A 25,564-nucleotide genomic window follows, 5' to 3' on the forward strand; every position below is an offset into this window, starting at 1 on the left:
TCCTGGCGGGCCGGGGCCCGGACCCGGGGTGGGCGGGACCGGGTCCGGATGGGTGGTGCCCGGCGGTCCTGGTGGCTGTCGCACCGTCATGAGCTCCTCCACGCGTCGCTCCTCCGCGGCCGGGCGCCCGGCGCCCGCTCCGCGCGGCATGCTGGTCTCCTTGCCGATCCTGCGCCGGCCATGCGACACGAGGCGCACGGACTCCGCGGGACACCTCCTCACTGTGCGACGCCCCGCAACGCCCGGCGACACGGGAGGCGAACGGACCCGTCGCGCCGTGCACCACCCGGACGCGCGAGCGTATGACGGCCCGGAGCGGGTACCCCCGCCCGCATGAACGACACAGAAACCGGCGCCCGCGCGGACACACGTACGAACACGGTGCGCGCCGGCCGCCGTACGGTCGGGATCCACCGGCCGGAGAAGGTGCTGTTCCCCGACGACGGGCTGACCAAGGCCGATGTCGTCGGCTACTACCGCCGGGTGGCCGCGTCGATGGTCCCGCAGCTCCGGGGCCGGCCGCTGATGCTGGAACGGCTTCCGGAGGGCCTCGGCGGCCCGCACTTCATGCAGAAGGACACCCCCGCCCACTACCCCGACTGGATCCGGCGGGCGGAGGTCACCAATGAGGGCGGCACCGTCACCCACACCGTCTGCGACGAGAAGGCGACCCTTCTGTTCCTCGCCGACCAGGCCTGTCTCACCTTCCACCGCTGGCTGTCCCGCGCCGCCCGGCCCGATCACCCCGACCGGCTGGTGTTCGATCTCGACCCGCCCGGCCCGGACTTCGAGGCCGTACGGGAGGCCGCCCGGCAGCTCTGCGGGCTGCTCGACGAACTCGGCCTGCCGGCCGTCCTGATGACCACGGGGTCGAAGGGCCTGCATGTCATCGTGCCGCTGGACGGGAAGAGCGACTTCGACACGGTCCGCGGTTTCGCCCAGGAGGCCGCGGCGGTGCTGGCGGAGCGTCGCCCGGACCGGCTCACCACCGCCGTACGCAAGAAGTCCCGCGGCAACCGGCTCTACCTCGATGTGCAGCGCAACGCCTATGCCCAGACGGCCGTCGCCCCCTGGTCGCTGCGGGCGAAACCGGGCGCCCCGGTTGCCGCGCCGATCACCCGCGAGCAGCTCGATGACCCCCAACTCACCGCACAGAGCTGGACGTTGAAGGATGTCGCGGGGGTGCTGGAGCAGGCGGGGACGCGGCCGTGGTCCGGGGTGCCGGCCCGCGGGCGGTCCTTGCGTACGGCGCGCCGGCGGCTCGACGCGCTGCGGTGAGCGGTGCGGCGGGTGCACCGGGAGCCACGGTGCGCTGCGCCGGCCGGGAGTCACCTCCGGGCCCCCGTCACCTCACTCCGCGTCCTCCTCCTGCTGCGTCGTCTCGGGTTCGTTGCGCCCGGTGGCCACCGTCTCGTCGAGCTGCCGCCGCTCCCGCCGGGCCCGCTCCCGGTCCTTCGGCGAGGCGTCCGTGACGTCCAGGAACACCTGGTCGGCGATCGGCCACTGCGCACGGATCGCCGACTTCAGCCGCACCAGGACCTCCTCGACCTCCTCGCTGTCCAGCCCGCCGATCAGATCGGTCCGGGCAGCGACCAGCGTGGAGCGGGTGCCCAGCCGCATGGTCAGCAGGGTGGTCACCGTGTCGATCTCCGGCTGGTCCTCCAGGAACCTCCGCAGGGCCCGGCGCAGCGCCGGGTCGGCGGCCTCGCCGATGATCTGGCCGCGGGACTCCTTGGCGAGCTGATAGGCGACGAACACCAGCAGCGCCCCGATGATCATGGCCGCCCAGGCCTCCCACCGCACCTCGCCGGTGATCATGTGGAGTCCCATACCGGCCATGGCCACCAGCACACCGAAGCAGGCGGTGGAGTCCTCGGCCAGCACCGTCCGCAACGCGGGGTCGCCGGCCGCCCGGAGCGCCTCCCTCATGCTGTGGCCGGACTGCCGTGCCTGGCCACGGACCTGTACCAGGGCGCGGATCAGCGAGGAGCCCTCGGCGACCAGCGCGACGGCCAGCACGGCGAGGCCGACGAGATAGCCCGTACGGGTCTCCGAGTGGTCCGTGCGCAGGGCCTCGATGCCCTGGAAGAAGGAGAAACAGCCGCCCATGACGAAGATTCCGACGGCGGCGAGCAGGGACCAGAAGTACCGCTCCTTGCCGTAGCCGAAGGGGTGCCGGCTGTCGGGCGCGCGGTTGCTGCGCTTGAGCGAGGCCAGCAGAAACAGCTCGTTGAGGCTGTCGGCGACCGAGTGCGCGGCCTCGGACAGCAGCGCGGGCGACCCCGCGAACAGCCCGCCGGCCAGCTTGGCCAGGGCGATCACCAGATTGGCGCCGAGGGCCACGAAAACGGTGACCGCGGTCCTGGCGTCCTCCGTGTCCTTCCCGGGGTGCCGATCCGGTGTGCCGGTGGAGTGCGGTGCAGCATCAGCGTGCCGGGACAAGCGTGGCCTCCCCGTGGTCGGTCGGACCGCCGTCGCGAGCGTAGCCGCCCGGGTCCGGCCGCGCATACGGTGCGGCGTCGTTACGCCCCATGGAGCAGTGGCGGTTTCCCGCCGTGCGGACCGGGGACGGTGACCGCGGACCCCACACCGGACGACGGAGGACAGGGCGTGGCCGGTACTTCCCCCAACGATGCGATCCGCCGGGACAGGGGTGCGCCATGAGCCCCCGCGGCGGGCAGCGGGCCCTGGCGCGCGCCCTGCTGGAACGGCACGGCGAGACCTTCGCCGCCCAGAGCGGGATCCGGGTGGCGAACACCCCGCAGCCGCTGTACCAGGTACTGGTGCTGGCCGGGCTGCTCAGTGCGCGGATCCGCGCCTCCGTGGCGGTGGCGGCCGCCCGCGCGCTGTTCGACGCCGGACTGCGCACTCCCCGGCGGATGGCGGACGCCACCTGGCAGCAACGCGTCGACGCCCTGGGCGAGGGCGGATACCGGCGCTACGACGAGCGCACCGCCACCCAGCTCGGTGACGGCGCCACGCTGCTGCTGGACTCGTACGGCGGCGATCTGCGGCGGATGCGGGACGCGGCCGACGGTGACCTCGGTGCGCTGCGCAGGGCACTGCGCCAGGTGCCGGGCCTGGGACCCGCGGGCTGTGACATCTTCCTGCGGGAGGTCCAGGGCGTCTGGCCCGAACTCGCCCCGTATCTCGACGGCAAGGCCGTCCAGGGGGCGGAACGGCTGGGCCTGCCGGGCGACAGCGGGAAGCTGGCGCGGCTGGTCGGGCCGGACGAGACCGCGGCCTTCGCCTCGGGGCTGGTGCGTGCGGCGCTGGACCGATCCGTCGTCGAGGACGTACGGGAGGCCGCGGGAGCCTGACCCGGACGCGGGCACGGCCCGGCAACCGGTTCGGCCCGGCAACCGGCGCGGGACGGTCAGCACCCTGCCGCGGGCACGGCCGACAGCCGACCGCGGGCACGGCCCCGGCACCCCGCCGCGCCCGTCACACGATCAGCACCCCCAGCAGGGTGACGCCCGCCAGGAACCACGCGACATAGTCGCCCACATGACCGGAGTGCAGCCGCCGCAGCGGCGTGGTCCAGCGGGCCGGTTCGGCGGCCAGGGGACGCCGCACGGCGAGCAGGGCGCCCCCCACGGCCAGCGCGGTGGCCACCAGGCCCCACAGCACACCGGCCGTGGTCCAGTGCGGCGGGGGAGTGGCCGCGGGCTCCGTCGCCCGGTCGTACAGGACGGCCGCGAGATAGCCGGCGTGGTCGGTGAAGGCGTCGGCGGCCCGGCCGGTGCCGGTGCGCAGGCCCGGGACCAGCCCGACCGCCAGGGCCCCGGCGAGCAGCGCGGTGGGCACGGTGAGCATGCTGACCGGGGCCCGCGAGAGCCGCCCGCCCCTGGTCTCCGGCTCCTCCGCCTTCCCGGTCGTCTCCTCGGCGGCGGCAGCAGCGTCGTCGGCCGGACGGGACGCGGCGGCCCCGCTCCCCGGGACCGGTCCCAGGCCCAGGAACACCCGGGCCCCGGCCCGCAGCACCGCACCCCCGGTGACCGCCGAGACCACGACGAACAGCGCCGTCGCCCAGCCGCCCACCGCCTCCTCGGTCACGGCCTTGCCCAGCGCGGTGCCGAAGGGCGGCAGCCCGGCGAGCGCCAGCCCGCCGGTCCCGAACAGCACGCCCACCCAAGGGAGTTGCCGTCCCTTGCCGTGCAGCTCGGGCTCATCGACGCTGCCGAACCGGTCCAGCAGAATCCCCACACAGGCGAAGAGCGCGGCCTTCACCCCGGCATGCGCCGGCACGTACAGGGCGACACCGCCGAGCCCCTCCGGGGTGAGCACCGCGAGGCCGATGAGGAACAGGCCGGTGTGCGCGACGGTGGAGTAGGCGAGCAGCCGCTTGAGATGGCGCTGCAGCCCGCACATCACCGCACCGAGCACCGCGGTCAGCACCCCCAGGGCCAGCAGCGCCCGGTGCGCATCGGGTGCCGGGATGCCGCCGGGGCCCGCGAAGACCGTCCAGTAGACACGGGCGATGCCGTACACGCCCAGCTCGACCATGACCCCGGACATCAGCATGCACACCGGGGTGGGGGCCACCGCATGCGCATCGGCGAGCCAGAAGTGGAACGGCACCGCCGCGGCCTTGACGAGCAGTCCGGCGGCGACGAGGACGAAGGCGGCGACCACCAGCGCGTCCGGGCCGCCGGGGTGCGCGTCGAGGGCGCTGCCGATCTGGGCGAGGCCGAGTTCGCCGGTCCGGGCGTAGAGCAGGCCGATGCCCAACAAAATGGTGTAGGCGCCCAGGGAGTTGACGACGCCGAACACCAGCGCCCCCTGGACGGCGCGCGCCTCCTCGACCCGGTAGCCGGTCAGCGCATAGGCGACGACGCCCATCAGCTCGAAGAAGACAAAGGCGTTGAAGAGATCCCCGGCCAGCGCGAAGCCGCACATGCCCGCCTGGAAGAGCAGCACCAGCGCGGGGAAGGAGCCGGCGTGGCGCCGCGGGGGTTCGTCGAAGTACCGCCAGGAGTAGGCGAGCGCGGCCACCACCAGCAGGGAGACCAGCGTGGCCAGGCCGAGGCCGATACGGTCGCCGACCAGCACGATGCCCACCCCCGCCCCGCCGTGCGGCCGCCAGCCGCCCACCCATTCGAGGGGCCGGGCGGTGGACGACGGAGTACTGGCCGACGCGTACAGCGCGAGCGCTGCCGTGCCCGCGGCGAAGAGACACCCCAGCACCTCCGCGGCGGACCGCGGCAGCCGCCGGCCCGCGCCGACCAGCAGCGCCGCGCCGAACAGCGGAGCGGCCACGATCAGCGGCAGGGCCCGGTCGACGCTCACCCCCGCAGCTCCGAGAGCTCGTCCGGGTCCACCGTCCGGTGCCGTTTGGCGACCTGGATGACCAGGGAGAGCAGCAGCGCGGTGACGGTCGCCCCGATGACGATGTCCGTGAGGGTGAGGGCCTGGACGACGGGGTCGACCACGGGGCGGGAGCCCGGCGCGATGTCGGAGAAGACCGGGGCGGTGCCGCCGTCCCGGTAGCCGACGGCGAGCAGCAGGACATACGTCGAGGACTGGCAGACGGCGAGGCAGCCCACCGCGTGGATGAGGTTCCGGCTGGTGGCCATTCCGTAACAGCCGATCAGAAACAGCCACCCCGCGATCAGATACGGCAGCACACTCACGTCCCGGCCTCCGCTTCGTCGTCCCCGTCCCCGTCCCCGTCCCCGCTCTCGATCTCCACGGCCTGGTCCAGGAAACGGGCCAGCAGGACGACCACCCCGCAGGCCACCTCCACGCCGATGGCGGCGTTGAGCAGCGGAACGGTGCCGCCGGAGGAGAGCGTGTTGAAGGTGCCGTAGGGAAGGAAGTTGGTCAAAAACGCCGCCCCCGTCACCAGTGCGGCCACGCCCACCAGCAGATAGGCGGCCTCACCCGCGGCATCCGCCACCTCGTACAGGCCGACCGGTCTGATCCGCTCCAGCGCCCGGTAGTCCACGGCGATATAGAGCAGATGCAGCGAGGTGGCGACCACGACGCCGCCCTGGAAGCCGCCGCCGGGGCTCAGCTGGCCATGCGCGATGACGTACAGGCCGATGAGCAGGGTGACGGGCAGCGCGAGCAGTGCATAGCGGCGGACCGGGGGTGCGACCGTGGCCGGCTCCGGGGGCTGCCGGTCCTCGTCCCGGGTCTGCCGCAGCAGGACGACGGTGCCCACCACCGAGCCGAACAGGATGGACTCTTCGCCGAGGGTGTCGAAGGCGCGCTGGTCGAAGTTGACGGACGAGACGGTGTTGGCGGTGTGCCGGGCGAGCGCGGCATGGACGGCCCGGTCGCCGTACGGGTGCCAGAGCCCGCCGAACGCGGGCAGGTCGGAACAGGCCAGCACGAACAGGACGGCCACCCCCAGACCGCCGACGGCCAGCACCCACAGCCGCAGCCTGCTGCTCATTCGTGCTCCTCCCGGCGCTCGCTGCGCGCCTTGCGCCGCACCTTGCGTACGGACAGCAGCACCATCAGCGGGGTCAGCGCGGAGCCCACCGCCAGCTGGGAGAGCGCGACATCGGGGGCCTGCAGCACCAGGAAGACCAGCGCGAGCGCCAGGCCGAGCAGGGACAGCAGAAAGGACTGCCGCACCGGATCGCGCACCAGGACGGTGGCGGTTCCGGCGCCGGCCACCAGGAGCAGGGCCAGCAGCAGCGGCAGATCGTCAGCCATCGGACATTCCCTCCGCGGGGCCGGTCCGGCCGTGTCCCGAGGTGACGGCGGCGGTCACCGCGCGGGCCGCCACCCGGCTCCCCAGCACCAACAGCGCGCCGATGACCAGCAGTTTCACCGTGGCCCTGCCGGGGCTCGTGGCCACACACAGCGGCAGCACCACCACGGGCACGGCCGTATAGCTCAGCGCCGTCACCGCGAGCAGCGAGCGCGGCCGCGGTGGATGTGCCGCCAACTGGTCGGCGAGCAGCCGCACATACAGCAGCGTGCCGGCCGGCCCCAGCACCGCGAGCACCAGCGCCGGATCGGTGTACGCCGGGCGGCCGTAGCCCTGGGCCAGCAGCAGCATGACCAGGCTGAGCAGGGTGGTCGCCAGGTTCTGTGCGGGCACCCGCCGCCGGACCGGGCCGGTGGCGGCGCCACAGGCGGCCGGGGCGACACCGCACAGCAGCAGCGCCGCGGCCGCGGCGGTCCAGCCGTTCACCGGCGCTCGACCGCACGCCGTGCACCGCAGGCCGCAGCGGCGGCGAGGAGTGCGGCGCCGGCCCCGACCGCCCACTCCAGCGTGTCGACCGGACCGATCAGCACGATCCACAGTCCGGTCAACACCGCCCACCAGCCGATGAGTTCGGCGCCCGTCGTCAGCCGTCGCGCCATCCGCGCACCTCCTGAGGCCCCGGGTACCCGGGCCTCAGGCTCACATGCGGGGACCGGGCCGCCCCGTCACCGCGCCGCGCGTTACTCCGTCGGAGGCGGGCCGCCGCCGGGCGCCGTCAGCCCGCCCAGGTCCAGTCCGCGACCTCCGGCAGATCGGTGCCGTGCTCCCGGATCCAGGCGTGGTGGCGGGTACGGACGTCCGCCATCTCCTGCCGCAGCGCGACGGCCCGCACCCCGAGGCCGGGCACCCGGTCCACGACATCCATCACCAGCCGGTACCGGTCGAGATCGTTGCGGACGACCATGTCGAAGGGCGTGGTCGTGGTGCCCTCCTCCTTGTAGCCGCGGACGTGCAGATTCCCGTGGCCGGTGCGGCGGTAGCAGAGCCGGTGGATCAGCCACGGGTAGCCGTGGTAGGCGAAGATGACCGGCTTGTCGCGGGTGAACAGCGCGTCGTACTCGGGGTCAGGCATGCCGTGCGGATGCTCCTCCGACGGCAGCAGCCGGGCCATGTCGACGACATTGACCACCCGCACCGCCAGCTCCGGCAGATGCCGGCGCAGCAGAGCGGCGGCGGCCAGCGTCTCCTGGGTGGGGACGTCCCCCGCGCAGGCCAGCACCACATCGGGGTCCCGGCTGCCGTCCTCGGTGCCCGCCCACTCCCAGGCACCGGCGCCGCGTGCGCAGTGGGCGCGGGCCTCGTCGAGGGTGAGCCAGTCGAAGCCCGGCTGTTTCCCGGCCACGATCACATTGACGTAGTCGCGGCTGCGCAGCGCATGATCGGCCACCGAGAGCAGGGTGTTGGCGTCCGGCGGCAGATAGACCCGGACCACCTCCGGGCTCTTGTTGAGGATGTGGTCGACGAAGCCGGGGTCCTGGTGCGAGAACCCGTTGTGGTCCTGCCGCCAGACGTGGGAGGTGAGCAGATAGTTCAGCGAGGCGATGGGGCGCCGCCAGGGCAGCCGGCGCGCGGTCCGCAGCCATTTGATGTGCTGGTTGACCATCGAGTCGACGATGTGCGCGAACGCCTCGTAGCTGGAGAACAGCCCGTGCCGGCCGGTGAGGAGATAACCCTCCAGCCACCCCTGGCACAGATGCTCGGAGAGCACCTCCATGACCCGGCCGTCGCGGGCGAGATGCTCGTCGGTGCCGAGCGTCTGTGCCTGCCAGGCCTTGCCGGTTGCCTCGTAGAGCGCCTGCAGCCGGTTGGACGCGGTCTCGTCGGGGCCCACGACACGGAAGTCACGGCGCTCCGCGGTGGCGTCCATGACCGCTTCCAGCAGCCCGCCCAGCACCCGGGTCGGCTCGTGCAGCACGCTGCCGCGCTTGTCGACCTCCACCGCGTACCGCTCCAGCGGCGGCAGCGGCAGGTCCCGCACCAGCAGCCCGCCGTTGGCGTGCGGTGAGGCACCGAGCCGGCGCGACCCCTCGGGCACGCACGCCAGCACTTCGGGGCGCGGCCGGCCCTCGTCGTCGAACAGTTCGTCCGGCCGGTACGAGCGCAGCCAGTCCTCCAGTTGCCGCAGATGCGCGGCGTTGTCCCGTACGCCGGACAGCGGGACCTGGTGGGAGCGCCAGGTGCCCTCGACGGGCTGCCCGTCGACCTCGTGCGGACCGGTCCAGCCCTTGGGCGTACGCAGCACGATCATGGGCCAGCGGGGGCGCTCGGTGACGCCCTCGTCGCGGGCCCGGCGCTGGATCGCGGCGATCCGGTCCAGTGCGCGGTCCATGGCGGCGGCCAGCGCCTGGTGGACCGTCGCCGGATCGTCGCCGGTGACGTGGATCGGGTCATGACCGTAGCCGCGCAGCAGGGCGTCCAGCTCGTCCTGCGGGATCCGGGCGAGCACCGTCGGGTTGGCGATCTTGTAGCCGTTGAGGTGCAGCACGGGCAGCACCGCACCGTCGTGCACCGGGTCCAGGAACTTCGTGGCGTGCCAGGACGCGGCGAGCGGCCCGGTCTCCGCCTCGCCGTCGCCGACCACACAGGCGACCAGCAGCTCCGGATTGTCGAACGCCGCGCCATAGGCATGGGTGAGGGAGTAGCCCAGCTCGCCGCCCTCATGGATCGAGCCCGGGGTCTCCGGCGCGACATGGCTGGGCACCCCGCCGGGGAACGAGAACTGCCGGAACAGCCGGGCCATGCCCGCGCCGTCCCGGCCGACATCGGGATAGGTCTCGGAGTAGGTGCCGTCCAGCCAGGAGTTGGCCACCACGGCGGGGCCGCCGTGTCCCGGGCCCCATACACACAGCGCGTCCAGCTCACGGGCCTTGATGACGCGGTTGAGGTGGGTGTGGACCAGGTTCAGGCCGGGCGAGGTGCCCCAGTGGCCCAGCAGCCGCGGCTTGATGTGCTCGGGGCGCAGCGGCGCCTCCAGCAGCGGATTGGCCATCAGGTAGATCTGCCCGACGGACAGATAGTTGGCGGCCCGCCAGTGCGCGTCGAGCCGTTGCAGCTCGGCGGTGTCGAGGGGCCCCGTCGTCGCCTGGGCCCCCGTCGTCCCTGCCGGGGTTTCCGCGTCGTGCATGCTCAGCTCCTCATCAAGGGGGCGTGCCTCGGGCGTTTCACAGCGGGCGCAGTGCAGGAAGCAGCTCGGTCCGGGCCCACTCCAGGAACGGCTCCTGGTGACCGCCGCCGATCTGGACCAGTGCGACCTCCGTGAAGCCCGCGTCCACATAGGCGCGCACCGCGTCGACGAAACGGCCGACGTCGTCACCGCACGGGAAGGCCACAGGTCATCAGCGGGATACGGGTGGTCGCCTGCGCCGCGGCGCCCAGCACACTCCAGGCGTATGGGGAGTGCCCCTGGGCGGCCAGCCACGGAAAGTAATGGTCGGAGGTCACCGAGAAGTCGAAGCCCGCGCGCTCGGCGGCCACCACATGGTCGACCAGCGTCCGGGGCCCGGCCTGCTCGGTCATCATGGTGTAGCCGACTTGCACCATTTCCTCACCTCGCTGCGTGACGCCGGGTGGGTTACCGGGGCGTCGCGGAGTCAGTCGGGCGGCTCGGGCGCCGGGTGGGTGCCCGGCTTCGTGCCGGGTGGCTCCGTCGGGGCAGGGCCCGGCTCGTCCGGCTCCGGCTCGGCGGGAACCGGGTCACGCGGCACCGGTTCGGGCTCGCTCGGCACCGGTCCAGGCCCCTTGGGCTCCCGTTCGGTGGTCATGGCATCAGCGGTCATCAGGGTCATAGCGCTCTCCTTCCTCTCCATCGTCCGTCCAATGCCCGAGGTCGGCCCGTTCAAGAAGTGAACCCAAGGGCGCGCGAACGGCATGGCCGGAAGGGAGCGTTGCGGAGCGGGCGGGCCCCTCAGGACACGTCCCGGTACGTCTCAGTACACGTCGCGGACGTAGCGCTTCTCGGCGGCGAGCTGCTTGACGTACACGGCGGCCGTCTCCTCCGAGTGGCCGCCGTGCGCGACGGCGATGTCCCGCAGCGCACGGTCGACATCCTTGGCCATCCGGGACGCGTCACCGCACACATAGAAGTGGGCGCCGTCCTGGAGCCAGGACCACAGCTGGGCGCCGTGTTCGCGCATCCGGTCCTGGACATAGACCTTGGCCCGCTGATCACGGGAGAACGCGGTGTCCAGCCGGGTGAGCAGCCCGTCGTGGCGCAGCCGGCCGAGTGCGTCCTCGTAGTAGAAGTCCGTGGCGCGGCGCTGCTCGCCGAAGAAGAGCCAGTTGGGGGCGCGGTGGCCGCGGGCGCGCCGCTCGTCCAGGAAGCCGACGAAGGGCGCGACTCCGGTGCCGGGGCCCACCATCACCATCGGGGTGGCCGGATCGGCCGGCGGACGGAAGTGGGCGGTGCGCTGGACGAAGACCGGCACCGGGCTGCCGGGCTCGGCATCGGCCAGAAAGGTGGAGGCCACGCCCTTGCGCGGGCGGCCCTGGCGGTTCTCGTAGCGGACCACGGAGACCGTCAGCCGGAGGAGCCCGGGATCGGTCAGCGGGCTCGACGATATGGAGTACAGCCGGGGCTGCAGGCGGGGGAGCAGACCGGCCCACTCCGCCGCACCGGCCCGGACCGGGTATTCGGCGAGGACGTCGACGGCCTGCCGGCTCCAGGTCCACTGGGCCAGCTCACCCTTGTTGTCGGGCCGCAGCAGCTTCTTGAGGACCCGGTCACCGGTGCGTTCGGCGACGAGCCGGAGGAGCGCGGGGGTGATCCTGGCGATGTCCAGATGGCGGTGCAGGGCCTCGCCCAGCGGTACGGTGCCCAGGCCCGTGAGGTCGACGGTGGCGGCGGGATCGAGACCGGTGACGGCCAGCCACTCCGCGACGAGGTCCGGGCAGTTCCGCGGCAGCACGCCGAGCGCGTCGCCCACCTCGTACTCCAGTGGGGTGCCCGCGCCGTCCCGGATGTCGAAGGTGAACTGCCGCACCTCCTTGGTGGCCCCGGCCCGGCTCAGCAGATCGTTGCCGACGAGGTGGGCGGTGGCGGGCGCGGCCTTCGAGGGCCGGGCGGCGCCGCCGGCCGGGCGGTCCGGCACCGCGGGAGCCGGGACCGTCCCCGGTGCGACGCCCGCGGTGTCCGCCTCCCCATCGGCGTCCGGTTCCGTACCGCCGTCCGGCCCGGCGCCGGCCCCCAGGGCGGTGAGGACCTGGTCGAGCCACTGCCCCGCCGGCGTCTCGTAGTCCGGTTCGCAGTCCGTACGGGGCACCAGCCGCTCCGCGCCCAGCTCGGCCAGGCGGGCATCGAGCCGGCGGCCGTGGCCGCAGAAGTCGTCGTACGAGGAATCGCCCAGCGCGAGGACGGAGTAGCGCATCCCGTCCAGCCGCGGGGTGTCCGGCGCGTTGAGGGTCTCCCAGAAGCCCGTCCCGTTGTCGGGGGCGTCACCGTCGCCGAAGGTGCTGGTGACGATGAGCAGATCGGCGCCGCGGGGCAGGGCGGCCGGTGCGCTGTCGTCCATGCTCTGCAGCGTCGCCGCCCGGCCGCTGCCGGTCAGCCGCCGGGCCGTGTCGGCCGCGACCTCCTCCGCGTGGCCGGTCTGGGAGGCCCACAGGACGATGACCGTACGGGCGGGCGGGGCATCGGCTTCGGTGGAGACCTCCGCCGGGTCCGTCGCCGTCGCCGTCCGGGGGGCCGGGGCGCGCGAGAACATCCCGGCCAGGACGCCGTTGACCCACAGCGCGCTCTCCGGGCCGAACGGTGCGTGGGCGGGCAGCACGGGAGTGCCGACGGCGGGCCCGGAGTCCAGCCCGGCGAGAAAGCCGGAGAGATAGCGCCGTTCGTGCTCGGACAGCACCGGCGGGGCGGGCTCACCGAGCCGGAACACCTCGGCGAGCACCGCCGTCGCCCCGCGCGGATCGCCGCCCTGGAACGCACCGGCACCGGCCGCGCCACCGGTCCGGCCCCCGCCCGCTCCGCCCTCCGGCTGCCCCGGGCCGGCCGCGACCCTGGCCAGCGACACCGCGCAGACCTTGAACTCGGGCTGGAAGGAGACCGGGTCGACCGCGTCATGGGTCACCGCGTTGACGCTGAGGTACTCGCCGAACAGGTCGTTCCAGTGGAACGGCGCAAAGCAGTTGCCGGGCCGTACCCGGTCGGTCACCACGGCGGGCAGCACCGCCCGGCCACGCCGCGAGGCGACCTCCACCATGTCGCCCTCGGCGAGGCCCAGCGACTCCGCGTCCTGCGGGTGCAGCTCCACGAACGGGCCGGGGTTGAGCTTGTTCAGCTTGGCGACCTTGCCGGTCTTGGTCAGGGTGTGCCACTGGTGGGGCAGCCGCCCGGTGTTCAGCACGTACGGGAAGTCGTCGTCGGGCATCTCGGCCGCCGGGAGGTGCGGACGGGCGAAGAACACCGCCCGGCCGGACGCGGTGGGAAACGACAGCCGGGGGCGGGTGCCGTCCGGCCGCTCGTCCAGGGTCTGGCTGACACCGTCGTTGAGGTAGCGCACCGGATTGCGGTCGGGCCCGTCGACGGCCGCGCTGGGCCACTGCACGGGAGTGTCCCGCAGCCGCTCATAGGTCACCCCGCGCAGGTCATAGCCGGTCTGCGGGTTCCAGGCGCGCTTGATCTCCTCGAATATCTCCTCCGCACTGTGGTACGTGAAGGCGTCCTCATAGCCCATTTCGCAGGCGATCCGCGCAATGATCCGCCAGTCCGGCCAGGCCTCGCCCGGCGCGTCCGCGGCCTGTCGCACCAGCGTCAGATTGCGCTCCGAATTGACCATCACGCCCTCGGACTCGGCCCACATGGCCGCGGGCAGCACGACATCGGCGTACGCATTGGTCTCGGTCTCCGCGAAGACGTCCTGCGCGACCACGAACTGCGCCGCCTCCAGCCCCTCGATGACCGTCCGGCGGTTGGCGACCGAGGCGACGGGGTTGGTGCAGATGATCCAGCACGCCTTGATGTCGCCGTCCGCCATCCGCTGGAACATCTCGACCGTCCCCTGGCCGGGCCCGTCCGTCCGCAGCGTCCCCGGTTCCAGCCCCCACAGCTCCTCGACGAAGGCACGGTCCTCGGCCACCAGCGTCGACCGCTGTCCGGGCAGCCCCGGCCCCATGTAGCCCATCTCGCGCCCGCCCATCGCATTGGGCTGGCCGGTGAGCGAGAACGGGCCGCTGCCGGGGCGGCAGATCGCACCGGTCGCCAGATGCAGGTTGACCAGGGCATTGGTGTTCCAGGTGCCATGGGTGCTCTGGTTCAGGCCCATGGTCCAGCAGCTCATCCAGTCGTCCGCCGCACCGATCCACTCGGCGGCCCGGCGGAGGTCCGCCTCCGGAATCCCGGTGAGCTCCGCGACCCTCGCGGGCGGATAGTCCTGGAGGAAGGCCGGCATGGCCTCCCAGCCCTCGGTGTACCCGTCGATGAACTCCGTGTCGACCCGGCCGTTCTCGACCAGCAGATGCAGCAGCCCGTTCAGCAGCGCCAGATCCGTCCCGGGCGCGATCTGCAGAAACAGATCGGCCTTGGCCGCGGTGGCGGTACGGCGGGGATCGACCACGATCAGCTTGGCGCCCGCCTTCACCCGTTCCATCATCCGCAGGAAGAGGATCGGGTGGCAGTCGGCCATGTTGGAGCCGATCACGAAGAAGACCTCGGCATGCTCGAAGTCCTGGTACGAGCCGGGCGGACCGTCCGCGCCCAGCGACAGCTTGTAGCCGCTGCCCGCGCTCGCCATGCACAGCCGCGAGTTGGACTCGATGTGCCGGGTGCGCACAAATCCCTTGGCGAGCTTGTTCGCCAGGTACTGGGCCTCCAGCGTCATCTGCCCGGACACATACAGGGCGAGGGCGTCCGGGCCGTGCTCGTCGACGATCTCGCGCAGCCGCCCGGCGGTCTGCTTGACCGCTGCCTCCATCGCCTCGGCCACCGGCTCGTCGCCGCGGTCCGCGCGCACCAGGGCGGCCGACAGCCGCCCCGGCGCGGCGAGCAGCTCGGCGCTGGTCGCGCCCTTGGTGCACAGCCGTCCGCCGTTCGCCGGGTGCGCCTTGTCACCGGCCGCCCTGCGGACCGTCCGCCGCCCCTCCGGGTCCGTCGCGACGTCCAGCACGATTCCGCAGCCGACCCCGCAGTACGAGCACGCCGTCCGCACCTGCGTGATGCTCTCTGCCAGCGGTTCCGGTGCGGTCACGGACGGTCCCCTTCGTGGTCGGATGCTCGCTCCGACCCTACGAACGGCCCGTTAACCAGGTGTCACATCAAGCGATCACCAGTCGTTACGGCGGCCACACAGTCGCCCGCGGCGCTCCGTGAGAACCGGGCGGCGGCCGCCGCTTCAGGCGAGCAGCCCGGCCAGCGGTACGTCCGGATCGGCCAGCCGTCCGGGGTCGACGGCCTGCCCGCTCGCCACCAGCGCCCGGATCTCCTCGGTGACGTCCCAGACGTTCACATTCATCCCGGCCAGCACCCGTCCCCCGGAGAGCCAGAAGGCGAGGAACTCACGCGCCTCGGTGTCCCCGCGGAAGACGACCTGGTCATAGCCCTCCGGTCCGGTGTATCCGGTGTACTCCATGCCCAGGTCGTACTGGTCGGTGAAGAAGTACGGCAGCCGGTCGTAGCGGACGTCCTGGCCCAGCATGGCCCGGGCCGCGGTCTTCGGCTGGTGGAGGGCGTTGGCCCAGTGCTCGACGCGCAGGTGCCGGCCCAGGACGGGGTGGTAGGCGTTGGCGACATCGCCGGCCGCGAAGACGTCCGGGTGGGAGGAGCACAGCCGCTCGTCCACGACGACACCGTTGTCGACCTTGAGCCCCGCCGCGGCGGCCGGCCCACTGTTGGGGGTGATCCCGACGCCGACGATGACCGCTTCGGCCCCGATGAGGCTGCCGTCGGCCAGCCGCACGCCGTCCACCGCACCGCCCGTGCCGGTGATCTCCGCGACCTGGGTGCCGCAGCGCAGCTCGACCCCGTGATCGGTGTGCAGCGTGGCGAAGATCCGGGCGACCTCGGGCCCCAGGACCCCCAGCAGGGGCAGCGCCGCGGCCTCCAGCACGGTCACCTCGGCACCGGCGGTGCGCGCGGCGGCGGTGGTCTCCAGGCCGATCCAGCCGGCGCCGATCACCACGACCCGGGACGCGGACCGGAAGACCTCCTTGAGGCGGTCGCTGTCCGCCAGCCGCCGCAGGTAGTGGACCCCGTCGAGATCCGCGCCGGGCACCGGCAGCGGGCGCGGGGTGGAGCCGGTGGCCAGCAGCAGCTTGGCGTAGCCGAGCCGGCTGCCGTCCGCGAGGGTCACCTCGTGAGCGGCCGGATCGAGGGCGGTGACGGCCTGGCCCAGGCGCAGCTCGACGTCGTGGTCGGCGTACCACCGGGGCGGGTGGACATAGACCTTCTCCTTCTCGGAGGTGCCCAGCAGATAGCCCTTGGACAGCGGCGGCCGCTCATACGGCCGCTCGTGCTCGTCGCCCAGCAGCACGAGCGGGCCGTCGAAGCCTTCCGCACGCAGCGTCTCCGCGGCCTTGGCGCCGGCCAGCCCCGCTCCCGCGATCAAGAATGCCGTGTTCCGGTCCATGTCCCGCTCAGCTCCTTCGGACGATCGGTTACCCGGTCATCCGTTCCCGCCCGAGGCCCCGGCAGGTACCGCCGATGGTGTTGCCGTCACTCCCGCCCGGCGGTCCGCGCCAGATGCCCGCGCAGCGCCCGCGCCGTCAGGTCCCGGTCCTCGCCCACGACGAACGCCGTGACACCGTCGGCGCGCCACTGCGCGCGCCGATCCGGCGTGGTGGACATGGCGCAGAACGGGACGGTGTGGCGGGCACAGGCCTCGCGCAGGGTGCGGACCGCTTCCTGGACGCGGGGGTGGCGGACCTGCCAGGGCACCCCGTACGACTGCGAGAGATCGCCGGGTCCGGGCAGGACGAGGTCGACACCGCCGGGGGAGAGGATCTCGTCGATCGCCTCGATGCCCTCGGCGTCCTCCAGGAGCGCGATGACCATGATCTCCGCGTTGGCCCGGCGGAGGTACTCGGCCGGGTCGATCCGGCCGAAGCCGGGGCCGCGGCCGCCGTTGAGGGAGCGCATCCCCTCGGGGGCGTAGCGGGCGGCCCGGATCGTGGCGTCGATGTCCGCGCGCCCGCGGACGTGCGGGACGACGATGCCCATCGCCCCGGCGTCCAGGGCGCGCAGCACCGCGCCGGGATCGGCCTCGGGGACCCGGACGAAGGGCGTGAGCCCGGCCGTCTCGGCGGCCCTGATCAGGTTCTCCAGCCGCTGCGGGTCGACGAGGGTGTGCTCGGTGTCCAGGATGACGAAGTCATACCCGGCACAGCCGATCATCTCCACCATCGTGGGCTCGGGAAGCGTGCTGAACAGCCCGTAGACCTCCTCGCCCGCACCGAGCTTGTGCCGGACCTCATTGGGCCGCAGCATCTCAGGCCTCCTCTGCCGCGCCGGGCTCCGCGGCGCCGAGGAAGTGGAAGCCGGGGCGCGGGTGCATCAGGAAGTCGTGGTGCGAGATGTTCCAGGCGTACGCCCCGGCGACACCGAACACCACCCGGTCACCGGCCCGCAGCCCCGGTGCCGGGACCGCGCGGGCGAGGACGTCCTTCGGGGTGCACAGCTGCCCGGTGACGGTGACCAGCTCGCCCTGCGCCGCCGGCCACGGCCAGGGGTGCGGCCAGGGCGCGTCGGACGGCAGCACCGTGCAGGGCTGGTCGTGGCCCTTGGTCGCGGGGGTCCGCAGATGGTGGGTGCCCCCGCGCACCACGGCGAACTCCTCGCCGTGGCTGTGCTTCACATCCAGCACCTCGGTGGCGTACCAGCCGCAGTACGCGGTCAGCGCGCGCCCCGGCTCGATCCGCAGGGTGAGGTCGGGGTGCGCCGCGGCGAGCCGGGCCAGGCCCGCCCCGTACGCGGTCCAGTCGAAGCGGCGCTCCGGCGCGGCGTAGTCGACGGCCATACCGCCGCCGACGACCACCTCGGAGAGGGGGAACCGGTGCTCCGCGGCCAGCGCGGCGGCCCAGGTCACGATGGACTCCGCCACGGCCAGCTGCTCCGGTGCCTCCAGGCCGCTGGCCAAGTGGGCGTGGATACCGCGGAGTTCGAGGTACGGGTAGGTGCCGTCGGTGAGCAGCGCGACGAGTTCTCCGGCCTGGCCGGGGTCCAGCCCGAAGGGGGTCGGGCGGCCGCCCATGGCGAGCGAACTGCCGTCCAGGGAACCGTCGTCGACCGGCAGATTGAAGCGTGCCAGCACCGCGATACGGCGTTCCGGGGCGAGCCGGGAGGCCAGACTCGCGAGCATGTGGAGCTCGTACAGGCTCTCCACATGGAAGCGCTCCACTCCGCACTCCAGCGCCTGGGCGATCTCCGCGGGGGTCTTGCCCGGTCCGCCGAAGGCGAGCGGGGCGCCGGGCACGGCCTTGCCGACGTGCGCCAGCTCACCGCCCGAGGAGACCTCGTAGCCGTCGACGTACGGGCGCAGCGCGCCCAGGATCTCCGACTCCGGGTTGGCCTTGGCCGCGTAGTACAGCTCGACGCGCTCGGGCAGTGCGGCCCGGACCTCGGCCGCATGCGTGCGCAGCGCCGTCAGGTCGTAGACGTAGGCGGGCAGTTCCTCGGGCGACAGGCTCCGGATGCGGTCGCGGACCGCGGGGGTGGGGGCGAGGTCGGGGGTGGTCATCGTGCGCTCCAGGGGGTGGTGTCGTCGACGCGCACGGCGCCGGACAGAACGGTTTCGGCCAGCGGCGAGGGCAGCAGGACATAGCCCGCCTCACGGTCGGCCTTGCGCTCCCAGCGGGTGAGCAGATTGGCCTTGGCGGGCAGCGGGACACCGGCCAGCAGGGCGGCCAGCCGCGGCGGGCAGCCGTACCGGTCCGCGTGGGTCTGCAGGGTGCGGCGGACCTGCGCCCACAGCTCGACCTCGGTGTCCGGGTGCAGATCGGCGAGCGCGGCGAGCATCTCGGCGACATGGTTGACCAGCAGGCAGTACACGACCCGGTCCCAGCCGCGCTGGGCGTCATAGGTCATCGGCCGCGCGATCTGCTCGGGCAGCGACGCCAGCAGCTCGGCCTGGTGCTCGGGCACCAGCTTGGTGCCCTCCAGGTCACGGAAGAGGACCTGCGCGGGCATCCCGTCGCCGTCGACGCAGACCAGCACGTTCTGCAGATGCGGTTCCAGCACCAGGCCGTGGTCGAAGTAGGCGGCGAGCACCGGCGGGAGCAGCAGATTGAGGTAGGCGGCCCACCACTCCAGCGCGGCCTGCGGCCCGGCGCCGTCCAGGAGACGGGAGATATGGGCCGGGCTGGTCGGGTACTCGTCGGCGACCGCGGCCGCCAGCAGCGGGGTGGTGCCGGGCAGCAGCCGCTGGGAGAGGCCCTCGCGGACGATCACGCCGAACCCTTCGAGCAGCTCGGTGTCCGGGCGGCCGTCGGCGCCGGGCAGCGCCAGACTGCGGTAGGCGGGCTCACGGAGCACCGCGCTGCCGGGGAACCGGGTGGCCAGATCGGCGAGCGCCGGTGCCAGCAGCCGGGTCAGGGCCACCGCCCCGGACAGCTCGTAACTGGCGTTCTTCCGGAGGCAGTTGGTGATCCGGACGTTCAGGCTGAACTTGAGGAACGCGTCGCCGTCGTAGAGCGTGCGCACCGACGCGGTGGCGGCGAACGGTGCCCCGCCGGTGCCCAGGACGCGGATGTCGTCGCGGTCCAGCGCCTCCTGCAGACCGGCGTGCTCACACAGCAGCTCGTACTGCCAGGGGTGGACGGGCAGCAGCCGGTAGCCGTCCGGGACCTCGGAGTGCAGCGCGTCCAGCGGGGCCGTGGCACCGTCCTCGGCCGCCTCCTCGGCGACGAGCTCCTCGCGTACGGCGAGCAGCAGCAGCGGGAAGGCGGCCCCGGTCTCGGGTGCGTAGGACTGCCAGGCGGTGGGGTCGCCGGTGCGGGCCTTGGGGGTCGGGTGGAAGCGGTGGCCGAGGATCAGCGACTGCTCGGAGGTGACATAGGTGGTCTGCCAGTCCTCCGCGCCGTACTCCCCGGCGGCCGGGCGCTGCTCCGTACGGGCCGCCAGTGCCGCGGAGACGGCCTGGTGGCTGGAGGCGATCTGCGCCAGGAACTCCTCGTTGTCCACCCCGGTCCGCAACGACAGCTCGGCGTGCACATACTCGGCCAGCCGGCGCCAGCCGACCTCGGCCCAGCCGTCGGCGGTCTGTTCGGACACCGGGCCGGTGAACCGGTGCGCGCCGAGCAGCGAGGTACGGCGCAGCGCGACCCGCAGCAGCACCCCGCGGCGCGGCAGCCGCAGCAGCAGGCGGCCGTGGTCCACGGCGGTCTGGTGCTCGGGGCCGGACACCTCGCGCAGCAGGCAGTTGAGCAGGGTGTGCGCCACGGCCTGGTCGGCGGTGGGCAGACCGGCGGGAGCGGCACAGGCCGGGGCGGTGCCGGGCGAATTGGTCAGCGAGGGCATCGGGGGCTCCTGCGGGTGCGGAGAGTACGGGAAATGCGGGGGACGGCGGTCGCGAGCACGGCGATCAGCGCTATCGCGGTACCGGTCAGGACGGGCGCGGTGGGACCGAACCAGTCGTTTCCGGCCGCGGCGGCCACACCGGCGGCGACGGCACCGGCCTTGGAGAAGAATTCGATCGAGCCGAACAGCCCACCCGGGGCACGGCCCTTGGCGCAGTCGGCGGCCAGCACCGACATACAGACCAGGCCCAGGGTGAGACCGGCGCCGAGCACCAGCCGTACCGCGACGAAGGCGGTGAGCGAGTCGGCGACACCGTGCCCGGCCAGGCCGAGCGCGATACAGCCGAAGCCGATCGCGATGCCGAGCCGGGGACGGCCACGGAAGAGGGCGTGCACCGCGATCGCCGCGACCAGGTAACACATGTGCGGCAGGGCGAACAGCACACCGGAGACCATCGGACCGGTGCCCGGTATGCGCTCCTCGATGAGGGAGATCAGGTACGGGAAGGAGATGACGGTGGAGAAGACGAAGGCGAACTCCAGGGCGTACAGGGCCCGCAGCGAGGCGTCCGGGGCGCGCCCGGAGGGCTCGGCCGCGGCCGCCTCGACCGCCGACGTCCCGTCCGCGTCGACCTCCGCGGTGGCGGCCTGCGGTGCGGTGGGCCGGACCCGCGGCGGCTCCGGGAGCGCCGCCAGCATCACGGCGGCGGCCAGCGGCAGCACGGCCAGCAGGGCGTACTGGCGGTGCGGCGACAGCCAGGGCGTCAGCGAGCCGACGACGATCGGTGCGAAGACCAGTGCCGCACGGGCGCTGCCCTGCATCAGCGTCAGCGCACGGGACAGCGCATGGCCCTCCAGCGCCGCCCCCAGATAGCCGTTCGAGGCGGCGAAGGTGCCGCCCAGCACACCCTGGATCACCAGCGCCGCGGCGAAGGTGGTGAGCGAGTCGGCCCAGCCCGCCAGCAGGAACGCCGCGGCCAGCCCCAACTGCGCACGCAGCAGCAGCCGTTTACGGCCGAAGCGGTCGGCCAGCCGCCCCCACAGCGGCGCACCGATGGCGCCGAAGATGGTGGGCACGATGTACAGCAGACCGGCCCAGCGGGCGGCGCCGTCGCCCAGCTCGGGCAGGATCTCGGTGAGGTACGGCGGCAGGCCCAGCGCGGCGAACGACGCCACGAAGTAGCAGCCGGCCACGGCGTGCACCTGGCGGCGGGCGAGGCCCGGACGGACCTTGGTCTCGACGGTGGCCGGTTCGACCCGGTGGGACGTGGCGGTGTGCATCAGGAAGTCCCCAGCGACAGCAGATAGTTGGGGCCGGTGGTGTAGTGCTTGTTGATGTCGGCCGCGCCGGAACGTTCCTTCGACAGCAGGGTGCCGGCGCTGACCATGGCCTTGACCGGCAGCTCCGCGGCGTCCAGGACGTGCGCGCGCAGCGCCGCGCCCGGCTCGCCCGGTGCGGTGCCCAGCCGGGCGACGGCCTCGGCGAGCCGGTCGCGGACCAGGCCCAGCAGCCGGTCCAGCGGGGCGCGCCCGTGCCGGGCCAGCCCGAAGGCGTAGGAGCCCGCGCACAGATGGACGGTGATGGTGGTGAACAGGTCCAGCACCGGCCGGTCATGATCGGCGAAGATCCGCGGGTCGGCGAAGTCGGCGGGGTCCGGGGCGTCCGCCCCGAGGGTCTCCCGCAGCCGCCCGGCGTGCAGCCGCGGCGCGTCGTTGTCCTTGAACAGCAGCCGCAGCCGGGTGCCGTCCGCGGCCCGGTCCAGCACCAGCGAGATGTTCTGCTGGTGCGACTCCAGACCGATGCCGTAGCCGAACAGCGTGGTCTGCCAGTCGAAGAGCAGCGTCAGCAGGGCGTCCAGCAGCGCCAGCGGATCGCCGCCGTAGAAGCGGTCGGCGAGCTGGTCGATCACCAGCCGCCCGCCCGGCGCCCGGCCCAGCAGCGCGGCCAGCGGCACCACGGCGCTGCCTTCCAGACCGGCCGGGTAGCGCCGGCACAGCACGGCGAGCAGCTCATGGCCGGCGTGTGCGTACACCGTCTCGTCGGCCTGCAGAATCGATTCTGCGAACCGCGGCTCGCGGGCGATCACCTGCTCCAGCATCCGCTGGCCCTCGGCGCCGTCGATGAGCGTACGGGGCTTGATGGTGCGCCGGTTGCGCAGCCCCAGCGTCGCGGTGGCCAGCGGCAGCTTCAGATGCAGCCGGGGATCGGCGTCCACCGCCACCGTCCGCATCGACAGTGTCGGCACCGCACCGAGCAGCGCCCGCTCGGCCAGCACCGCCTCGTGCTCCAGGCCGGTCTCGCGCAGCGCCTCGTCCAGCGGTTCGCCGAGCGTCAACGGGTGGACGGGGAGAGCGAGATGGCTGCCGTCGAGGTCCGACAGACCCAGCTCGGCCGGGGTGGGCCAGCAGCCGGGCAGCGCCGCCTCGCCGCCCGCCACGGTGAGCGCGGCCCGCGGCACGGCCAGCCAGCGCAGTGCGAAGTCCGGGCGGAACTCCGGTGCGTAGGAGCGTAGTTGGTCCTCGTCCAGGTCGGAGCGGCCCCGCGCGGTCGGGTACACGGGGTGGTCCAGGCGCGCGGCCAGGGCGTCGTACGCCAGACCACCGTGCAGGCCCAGCCAGCCCTCGGCCGCAGCGCCATGACGCTCCGTCAGTTTCTGCTCGACCTCGTCCCGGGTCCGGGCGTGCAGCCGCATCGTCGCCAGCGTCTGCCGGCACTCCTCGGCGAAGGCGTCGAAGCCGGGGCGGTCGGCCGGGTCGGCGAGCTCCCGCAGGGCGGCGAGGACCGCGTCGGCCGAGGTCAGCCGGGCGCCGTCGGCCTCGCGGACGAGCAGCGGCAGCCGGGCAGCGTAGGTGCTCTGGTAGCCGTCCGGACCGAGCGGCAGCAGCAGGGCGCCGGCGTCCGGGCCCGCGGGCAGCCGCAGCCAGCGGCCGTCCGGCCGCTCCAGCAGCGTGCCGCGGGTGCGCAGACCGACGACGTCCTCCCGCAGCAGGGCGCTCAGCACCCGCAGCAGCAGCTCGGACTCCTCGGCCGTCTCCTGGGCGGAGGGGCCGGCGGCGGTGTCGAGGGCGGCGGTCACGGGGTGATCTCCCAGCGCTCGGCGGCGAAGAAGCCGTCCGCGACCCGGTCCAGGGCCTGCCGGTCGGTGCCGGTGGCCCGCAGCACGCCCAGGTAGTCGCGGTTGGTGCGGTACAGCGGGTGCTCGGTGCCGGTCGCGCGCAGCGGCCGGTAGCGCAGCCGTACGCCGTCCACCTCGCGGTCCGTGGCGGCCGGCGCGGCGGTGAGCGTCCCGGCCCGGTCGGCGAGGGCGTACTCGACCCGGCCCGCACCGTCCTGCCGCGCCCCGAGATCGGCGGGCAGCGGCTCGCCCAGATGCGTACGGAGGATGTGCTCGAACAGCTCGATGCCCAGGACCTGCGCCAGCAGCAGATCGCACTGGTCGCCGATGACGCGGTAGTTCACCTCGATGAGCCGCGCCCGGCCCTCGTGCACCACGAACTCGGTGTGGCAGGCGCCGAATCCGACGCCCAGCGCGTCGAGCTGGGCCAGTACCTGGGTGACGACGGGCTCCGGGTGGACGGCGACGAAGTCGTGCCGCTCCTCGATGAAGGCGGGCGGTGCGGAGACCGTGGTGTGGAAGCCGCCCAGGACATGGCGCCGCCGGCCGTCGCCCAGGGTCTCCAGGGTGTAGAGCTCACCGGCCAGGAACTCCTCGGCGACCAGCGCCGCCTGCGGGCGCCGCGCCTGGATCTCCGCGGCGCGCTCCACCAGTTCGTCCGGTCCGGCGGCCAGCATCACATCCTCGCTGGCCACGCCCTCGCGGGGTTTGACGACGCAGGGGTAGGGGAGTGCGGCGGCGGTGAGCGCGGACGGGTCCTGGCCGGGCGCGAGCTCAGCGGACCGTACGGTGTCGGCGCCGGCCGCGGCGAGATGACGGCGCATCTCGGCCTTGTTCTTGGCGCGCAGCGCGGCCCGCCAGTCCTTGCCCGGCTGCCCGAAGTAGTCGGCGGCCAGGGCTGCCTGGGTCTGCAGATGGTCGCTGTTGGTGAAGACCGCGGCGGCCGGGCGGTGGGTGGCTATTCGGGTGATGACGGCGCGGAAGTCACGGACGTCGCACTCCAGGACCTCGGTGCCGGGGGCGGTGCGCCGGTGCGCTTCGGGCTGGTCCGTCAGGACCGTGACATCGAGACCGAGGCGGGCGGCGGCGGGGAGGAATCCCTCGGTGACCGAGTCGGTGGGGTTGAGGGCGAGCAGGTACATCCGCATGAGCGGGGCCCCTTCGGGATCAAGGGTGGTGCGGGGGGAGTCGTGGCCGGCCCCGGCGGATCGTGGCCGGGGCCGTGGGGGCGGGCCGGGGGACGACGGCCTGCCCCCGGGCGGTTCAGCTCTTCGGCAGCGCCACGCCGGTGGCCTTCGCCACATCGGCGAGCATGTGCTCGGCGGCCTGGATACCGATGCCGGACATCCAGGTCTCGTCGGACACGTTGTGGACCTTGTGGTCCTTGACGGCCGGCAGGTCCTTCCAGACCGGGTTGGACGTGACGTCCTTCTGCTGGGTCTTGTCCGGGTCGTCCGCGACGGTCACGAACACCATGTCGGCGTCGGCCTTGTCGATCTGCTCCGGGCTGACGTCGAGCATCGTCTTGATCGGGTCGGTGGAGCTCTGCGACTTCGGCCGGTCCAGGCCGATGTCGTTCAGGACCACGCCGCTGTAGGAGGACTTCTGGTAGAGGCGGGTCGGGCCGGCGACGAAGCGGACCACGGAGGCCGACGGCATCTTGCCGTCGTACTTCTTCTTGATGGCCTCACCCAGCGCCTTGGCCCGGTTCTCGTACGCCTTCAGCCTCTGGTCGGCTTCCTTCTCCATGCCCAGGGCCTTGGCGTGGACCTTCAGATTGGCCTTCCAGGGGCCGCCGGTGGTCTCGGTGAAGACGGTCGGCGCGATGGCGTTGAGCTTGTCGTAGATCTTCTCGTGCCGGACCTTGGAGGACAGGATCAGATCGGGCTTCAGCATCGCGATCTTCTCGAGGTTCGGCTCGAGAAGAGGACCGACGTCCTTGACGCCGCCGATCTTCCCCTTGAGGTAGGCGGGGAAGCCGCCGTCGTTCTTCATGTGCGGGGAGACCGCGCCGACGGGCTTGATGCCGAGCATGGTGACGTCGTCCAGCTCACCGGTGTCCAGGACGACCACGCGCTTGGGCTTGGCCGGGATCTTCACCGAGCCGCCGAGGACGCTCTTGACGGTGCGCGGGAAACCGGCGCCGCCCTTCGCCGAGTCGTCGCCGTCCGAGGACGCGCCGCCGCCGCACGCGGTCAGGGTCCCGGCGCCCAGGGTGGCGGCGAGCAGGGTAACCGACAGCCGGCGGCCGCCGGGGAATGCAGATCTCGTGAACATGAGGGTT

Annotated in this window: 20 protein-coding genes and 1 pseudogene; 2 read left to right on the top strand and 19 right to left on the bottom strand. The window is 73.1% G+C overall.

Annotated elements, in window-relative coordinates; all coding sequences use genetic code 11:
• The first annotated feature begins 333 nt into the window (after positions 1-333).
• A complete protein-coding gene (ligD, locus tag SLV14N_RS33975; RefSeq protein ID WP_263272430.1) occupies positions 334-1,278 on the top strand; it encodes a non-homologous end-joining DNA ligase in 945 nt (314 codons plus the stop codon).
• Positions 1,279-1,350: 72 nt separating this feature from the next.
• Here ligD and SLV14N_RS33980 read toward each other — a convergent pair whose 3' ends face one another.
• Positions 1,351-2,442, bottom strand: a complete 1,092-nt coding sequence (locus tag SLV14N_RS33980; protein ID WP_263272431.1) for a cation diffusion facilitator family transporter — start codon at positions 2,440-2,442, stop codon at positions 1,351-1,353.
• Between the two features lie 218 nt (positions 2,443-2,660).
• On the opposite strand from SLV14N_RS33980, the gene SLV14N_RS33985 reads away from it, so the two are divergent.
• Positions 2,661-3,320, top strand: a complete 660-nt coding sequence (locus tag SLV14N_RS33985) for an endonuclease (protein ID WP_208686269.1) — start codon at positions 2,661-2,663, stop codon at positions 3,318-3,320.
• A 124-nt stretch (positions 3,321-3,444) separates the two neighbouring features.
• Here SLV14N_RS33985 and SLV14N_RS33990 read toward each other — a convergent pair whose 3' ends face one another.
• The 18 genes and pseudogenes from SLV14N_RS33990 to SLV14N_RS34075 all read right to left on the bottom strand — a co-directional run bounded on the left by SLV14N_RS33990 (position 3,445) and on the right by SLV14N_RS34075 (position 25,557).
• Positions 3,445-5,289, bottom strand: coding sequence for a complex I subunit 5 family protein (locus SLV14N_RS33990; protein WP_208686270.1), 1,845 nt, complete (start codon positions 5,287-5,289; stop codon positions 3,445-3,447).
• Entirely contained in the window at positions 5,286-5,633 is a 348-nt protein-coding gene (locus SLV14N_RS33995) for a sodium:proton antiporter (protein WP_208686272.1), read from the bottom strand. The genes SLV14N_RS33990 and SLV14N_RS33995 overlap by 4 nt, the downstream gene beginning before the upstream one ends.
• A complete protein-coding gene (locus tag SLV14N_RS34000) occupies positions 5,630-6,400 on the bottom strand; it encodes an MnhB domain-containing protein (protein WP_208686274.1) in 771 nt (256 codons plus the stop codon). The genes SLV14N_RS33995 and SLV14N_RS34000 overlap by 4 nt, the downstream gene beginning before the upstream one ends.
• The gene (locus tag SLV14N_RS34005; RefSeq protein WP_018090717.1) at positions 6,397-6,666 is read right to left on the bottom strand and encodes a DUF4040 domain-containing protein; all 270 of its coding nucleotides are present in this window, start codon (positions 6,664-6,666) and stop codon (positions 6,397-6,399) included. The genes SLV14N_RS34000 and SLV14N_RS34005 overlap by 4 nt, the downstream gene beginning before the upstream one ends.
• Positions 6,659-7,150, bottom strand: coding sequence for a monovalent cation/H+ antiporter complex subunit F (locus tag SLV14N_RS34010; protein WP_208686276.1), 492 nt, complete (start codon positions 7,148-7,150; stop codon positions 6,659-6,661). Before SLV14N_RS34010 ends, SLV14N_RS34005 begins: the two co-directional genes overlap by 8 nt.
• Positions 7,147-7,323, bottom strand: coding sequence for a hypothetical protein (locus tag SLV14N_RS34015; protein ID WP_208686278.1), 177 nt, complete (start codon positions 7,321-7,323; stop codon positions 7,147-7,149). The genes SLV14N_RS34010 and SLV14N_RS34015 overlap by 4 nt, the downstream gene beginning before the upstream one ends.
• Positions 7,324-7,439: 116 nt before the next feature.
• Positions 7,440-9,848, bottom strand: a complete 2,409-nt coding sequence (locus SLV14N_RS34020) for a phosphoketolase (protein ID WP_263272432.1) — start codon at positions 9,846-9,848, stop codon at positions 7,440-7,442.
• Between the two features lie 37 nt (positions 9,849-9,885).
• Positions 9,886-10,264 (bottom strand): annotated as a pseudogene (locus tag SLV14N_RS34025) (LLM class flavin-dependent oxidoreductase).
• Between the two features lie 50 nt (positions 10,265-10,314).
• Positions 10,315-10,509, bottom strand: a complete 195-nt coding sequence (locus SLV14N_RS34030; RefSeq protein WP_208686283.1) for a hypothetical protein — start codon at positions 10,507-10,509, stop codon at positions 10,315-10,317.
• Between the two features lie 141 nt (positions 10,510-10,650).
• A complete protein-coding gene (locus tag SLV14N_RS34035) occupies positions 10,651-14,904 on the bottom strand; it encodes a bifunctional nitrate reductase/sulfite reductase flavoprotein subunit alpha (RefSeq protein WP_263272433.1) in 4,254 nt (1,417 codons plus the stop codon).
• A gap of 144 nt (positions 14,905-15,048) precedes the next feature.
• Positions 15,049-16,281, bottom strand: a complete 1,233-nt coding sequence (locus tag SLV14N_RS34040) for an NAD(P)/FAD-dependent oxidoreductase (RefSeq protein WP_263272434.1) — start codon at positions 16,279-16,281, stop codon at positions 15,049-15,051.
• A gap of 86 nt (positions 16,282-16,367) precedes the next feature.
• Entirely contained in the window at positions 16,368-17,138 is a 771-nt protein-coding gene (locus SLV14N_RS34045) for an HpcH/HpaI aldolase/citrate lyase family protein (protein ID WP_263272435.1), read from the bottom strand.
• Position 17,139: 1 nt separating this feature from the next.
• Positions 17,140-18,387 carry a type III PLP-dependent enzyme gene (locus SLV14N_RS34050; RefSeq protein ID WP_263272436.1) on the bottom strand — a complete coding sequence of 416 codons (1,248 nt, stop codon included), beginning with the start codon at positions 18,385-18,387 and terminating at the stop codon, positions 17,140-17,142.
• The gene (locus SLV14N_RS34055; protein ID WP_208686292.1) at positions 18,384-20,165 is read right to left on the bottom strand and encodes an IucA/IucC family siderophore biosynthesis protein; all 1,782 of its coding nucleotides are present in this window, start codon (positions 20,163-20,165) and stop codon (positions 18,384-18,386) included. Before SLV14N_RS34055 ends, SLV14N_RS34050 begins: the two co-directional genes overlap by 4 nt.
• Positions 20,153-21,445 carry an MFS transporter gene (locus tag SLV14N_RS34060; protein ID WP_263272437.1) on the bottom strand — a complete coding sequence of 431 codons (1,293 nt, stop codon included), beginning with the start codon at positions 21,443-21,445 and terminating at the stop codon, positions 20,153-20,155. Before SLV14N_RS34060 ends, SLV14N_RS34055 begins: the two co-directional genes overlap by 13 nt.
• On the bottom strand, positions 21,445-23,241 hold the full coding sequence (locus SLV14N_RS34065; protein WP_263272438.1) for an IucA/IucC family protein: 1,797 nt from the start codon (positions 23,239-23,241) through the stop codon (positions 21,445-21,447). Before SLV14N_RS34065 ends, SLV14N_RS34060 begins: the two co-directional genes overlap by 1 nt.
• Entirely contained in the window at positions 23,238-24,428 is a 1,191-nt protein-coding gene (locus SLV14N_RS34070) for an acetyl-CoA carboxylase biotin carboxylase subunit family protein (protein WP_263272439.1), read from the bottom strand. Before SLV14N_RS34070 ends, SLV14N_RS34065 begins: the two co-directional genes overlap by 4 nt.
• Before the next feature lie 115 nt (positions 24,429-24,543).
• A complete protein-coding gene (locus tag SLV14N_RS34075; RefSeq protein ID WP_263272440.1) occupies positions 24,544-25,557 on the bottom strand; it encodes an ABC transporter substrate-binding protein in 1,014 nt (337 codons plus the stop codon).
• Positions 25,558-25,564: the final 7 nt, after the last annotated feature.

Source organism: Streptomyces sp. Je 1-4 4N24, from assembly GCF_026239515.1.
GTDB classification, from domain to species: domain Bacteria; phylum Actinomycetota; class Actinomycetes; order Streptomycetales; family Streptomycetaceae; genus Streptomyces; species Streptomyces nigrescens.

Coding starts and splice junctions, on each gene's coding strand:
- ligD (WP_263272430.1), top strand. CDS start 334: ATGAACGACACAGAAACCGGCGCCCGCGCGGACACACGTACGAACACG.
- SLV14N_RS33985 (WP_208686269.1), top strand. CDS start 2,661: ATGAGCCCCCGCGGCGGGCAGCGGGCCCTGGCGCGCGCCCTGCTGGAA.
- SLV14N_RS34000 (WP_208686274.1), bottom strand. CDS start 6,400: ATGAGCAGCAGGCTGCGGCTGTGGGTGCTGGCCGTCGGCGGTCTGGGG.
- SLV14N_RS34005 (WP_018090717.1), bottom strand. CDS start 6,666: ATGGCTGACGATCTGCCGCTGCTGCTGGCCCTGCTCCTGGTGGCCGGC.
- SLV14N_RS34015 (WP_208686278.1), bottom strand. CDS start 7,323: ATGGCGCGACGGCTGACGACGGGCGCCGAACTCATCGGCTGGTGGGCG.
- SLV14N_RS34020 (WP_263272432.1), bottom strand. CDS start 9,848: ATGCACGACGCGGAAACCCCGGCAGGGACGACGGGGGCCCAGGCGACG.
- SLV14N_RS34030 (WP_208686283.1), bottom strand. CDS start 10,509: ATGACCCTGATGACCGCTGATGCCATGACCACCGAACGGGAGCCCAAG.
- SLV14N_RS34040 (WP_263272434.1), bottom strand. CDS start 16,281: ATGGACCGGAACACGGCATTCTTGATCGCGGGAGCGGGGCTGGCCGGC.
- SLV14N_RS34045 (WP_263272435.1), bottom strand. CDS start 17,138: ATGCTGCGGCCCAATGAGGTCCGGCACAAGCTCGGTGCGGGCGAGGAG.
- SLV14N_RS34050 (WP_263272436.1), bottom strand. CDS start 18,387: ATGACCACCCCCGACCTCGCCCCCACCCCCGCGGTCCGCGACCGCATC.
- SLV14N_RS34055 (WP_208686292.1), bottom strand. CDS start 20,165: ATGCCCTCGCTGACCAATTCGCCCGGCACCGCCCCGGCCTGTGCCGCT.
- SLV14N_RS34060 (WP_263272437.1), bottom strand. CDS start 21,445: ATGCACACCGCCACGTCCCACCGGGTCGAACCGGCCACCGTCGAGACC.
- SLV14N_RS34070 (WP_263272439.1), bottom strand. CDS start 24,428: ATGCGGATGTACCTGCTCGCCCTCAACCCCACCGACTCGGTCACCGAG.
- SLV14N_RS34075 (WP_263272440.1), bottom strand. CDS start 25,557: ATGTTCACGAGATCTGCATTCCCCGGCGGCCGCCGGCTGTCGGTTACC.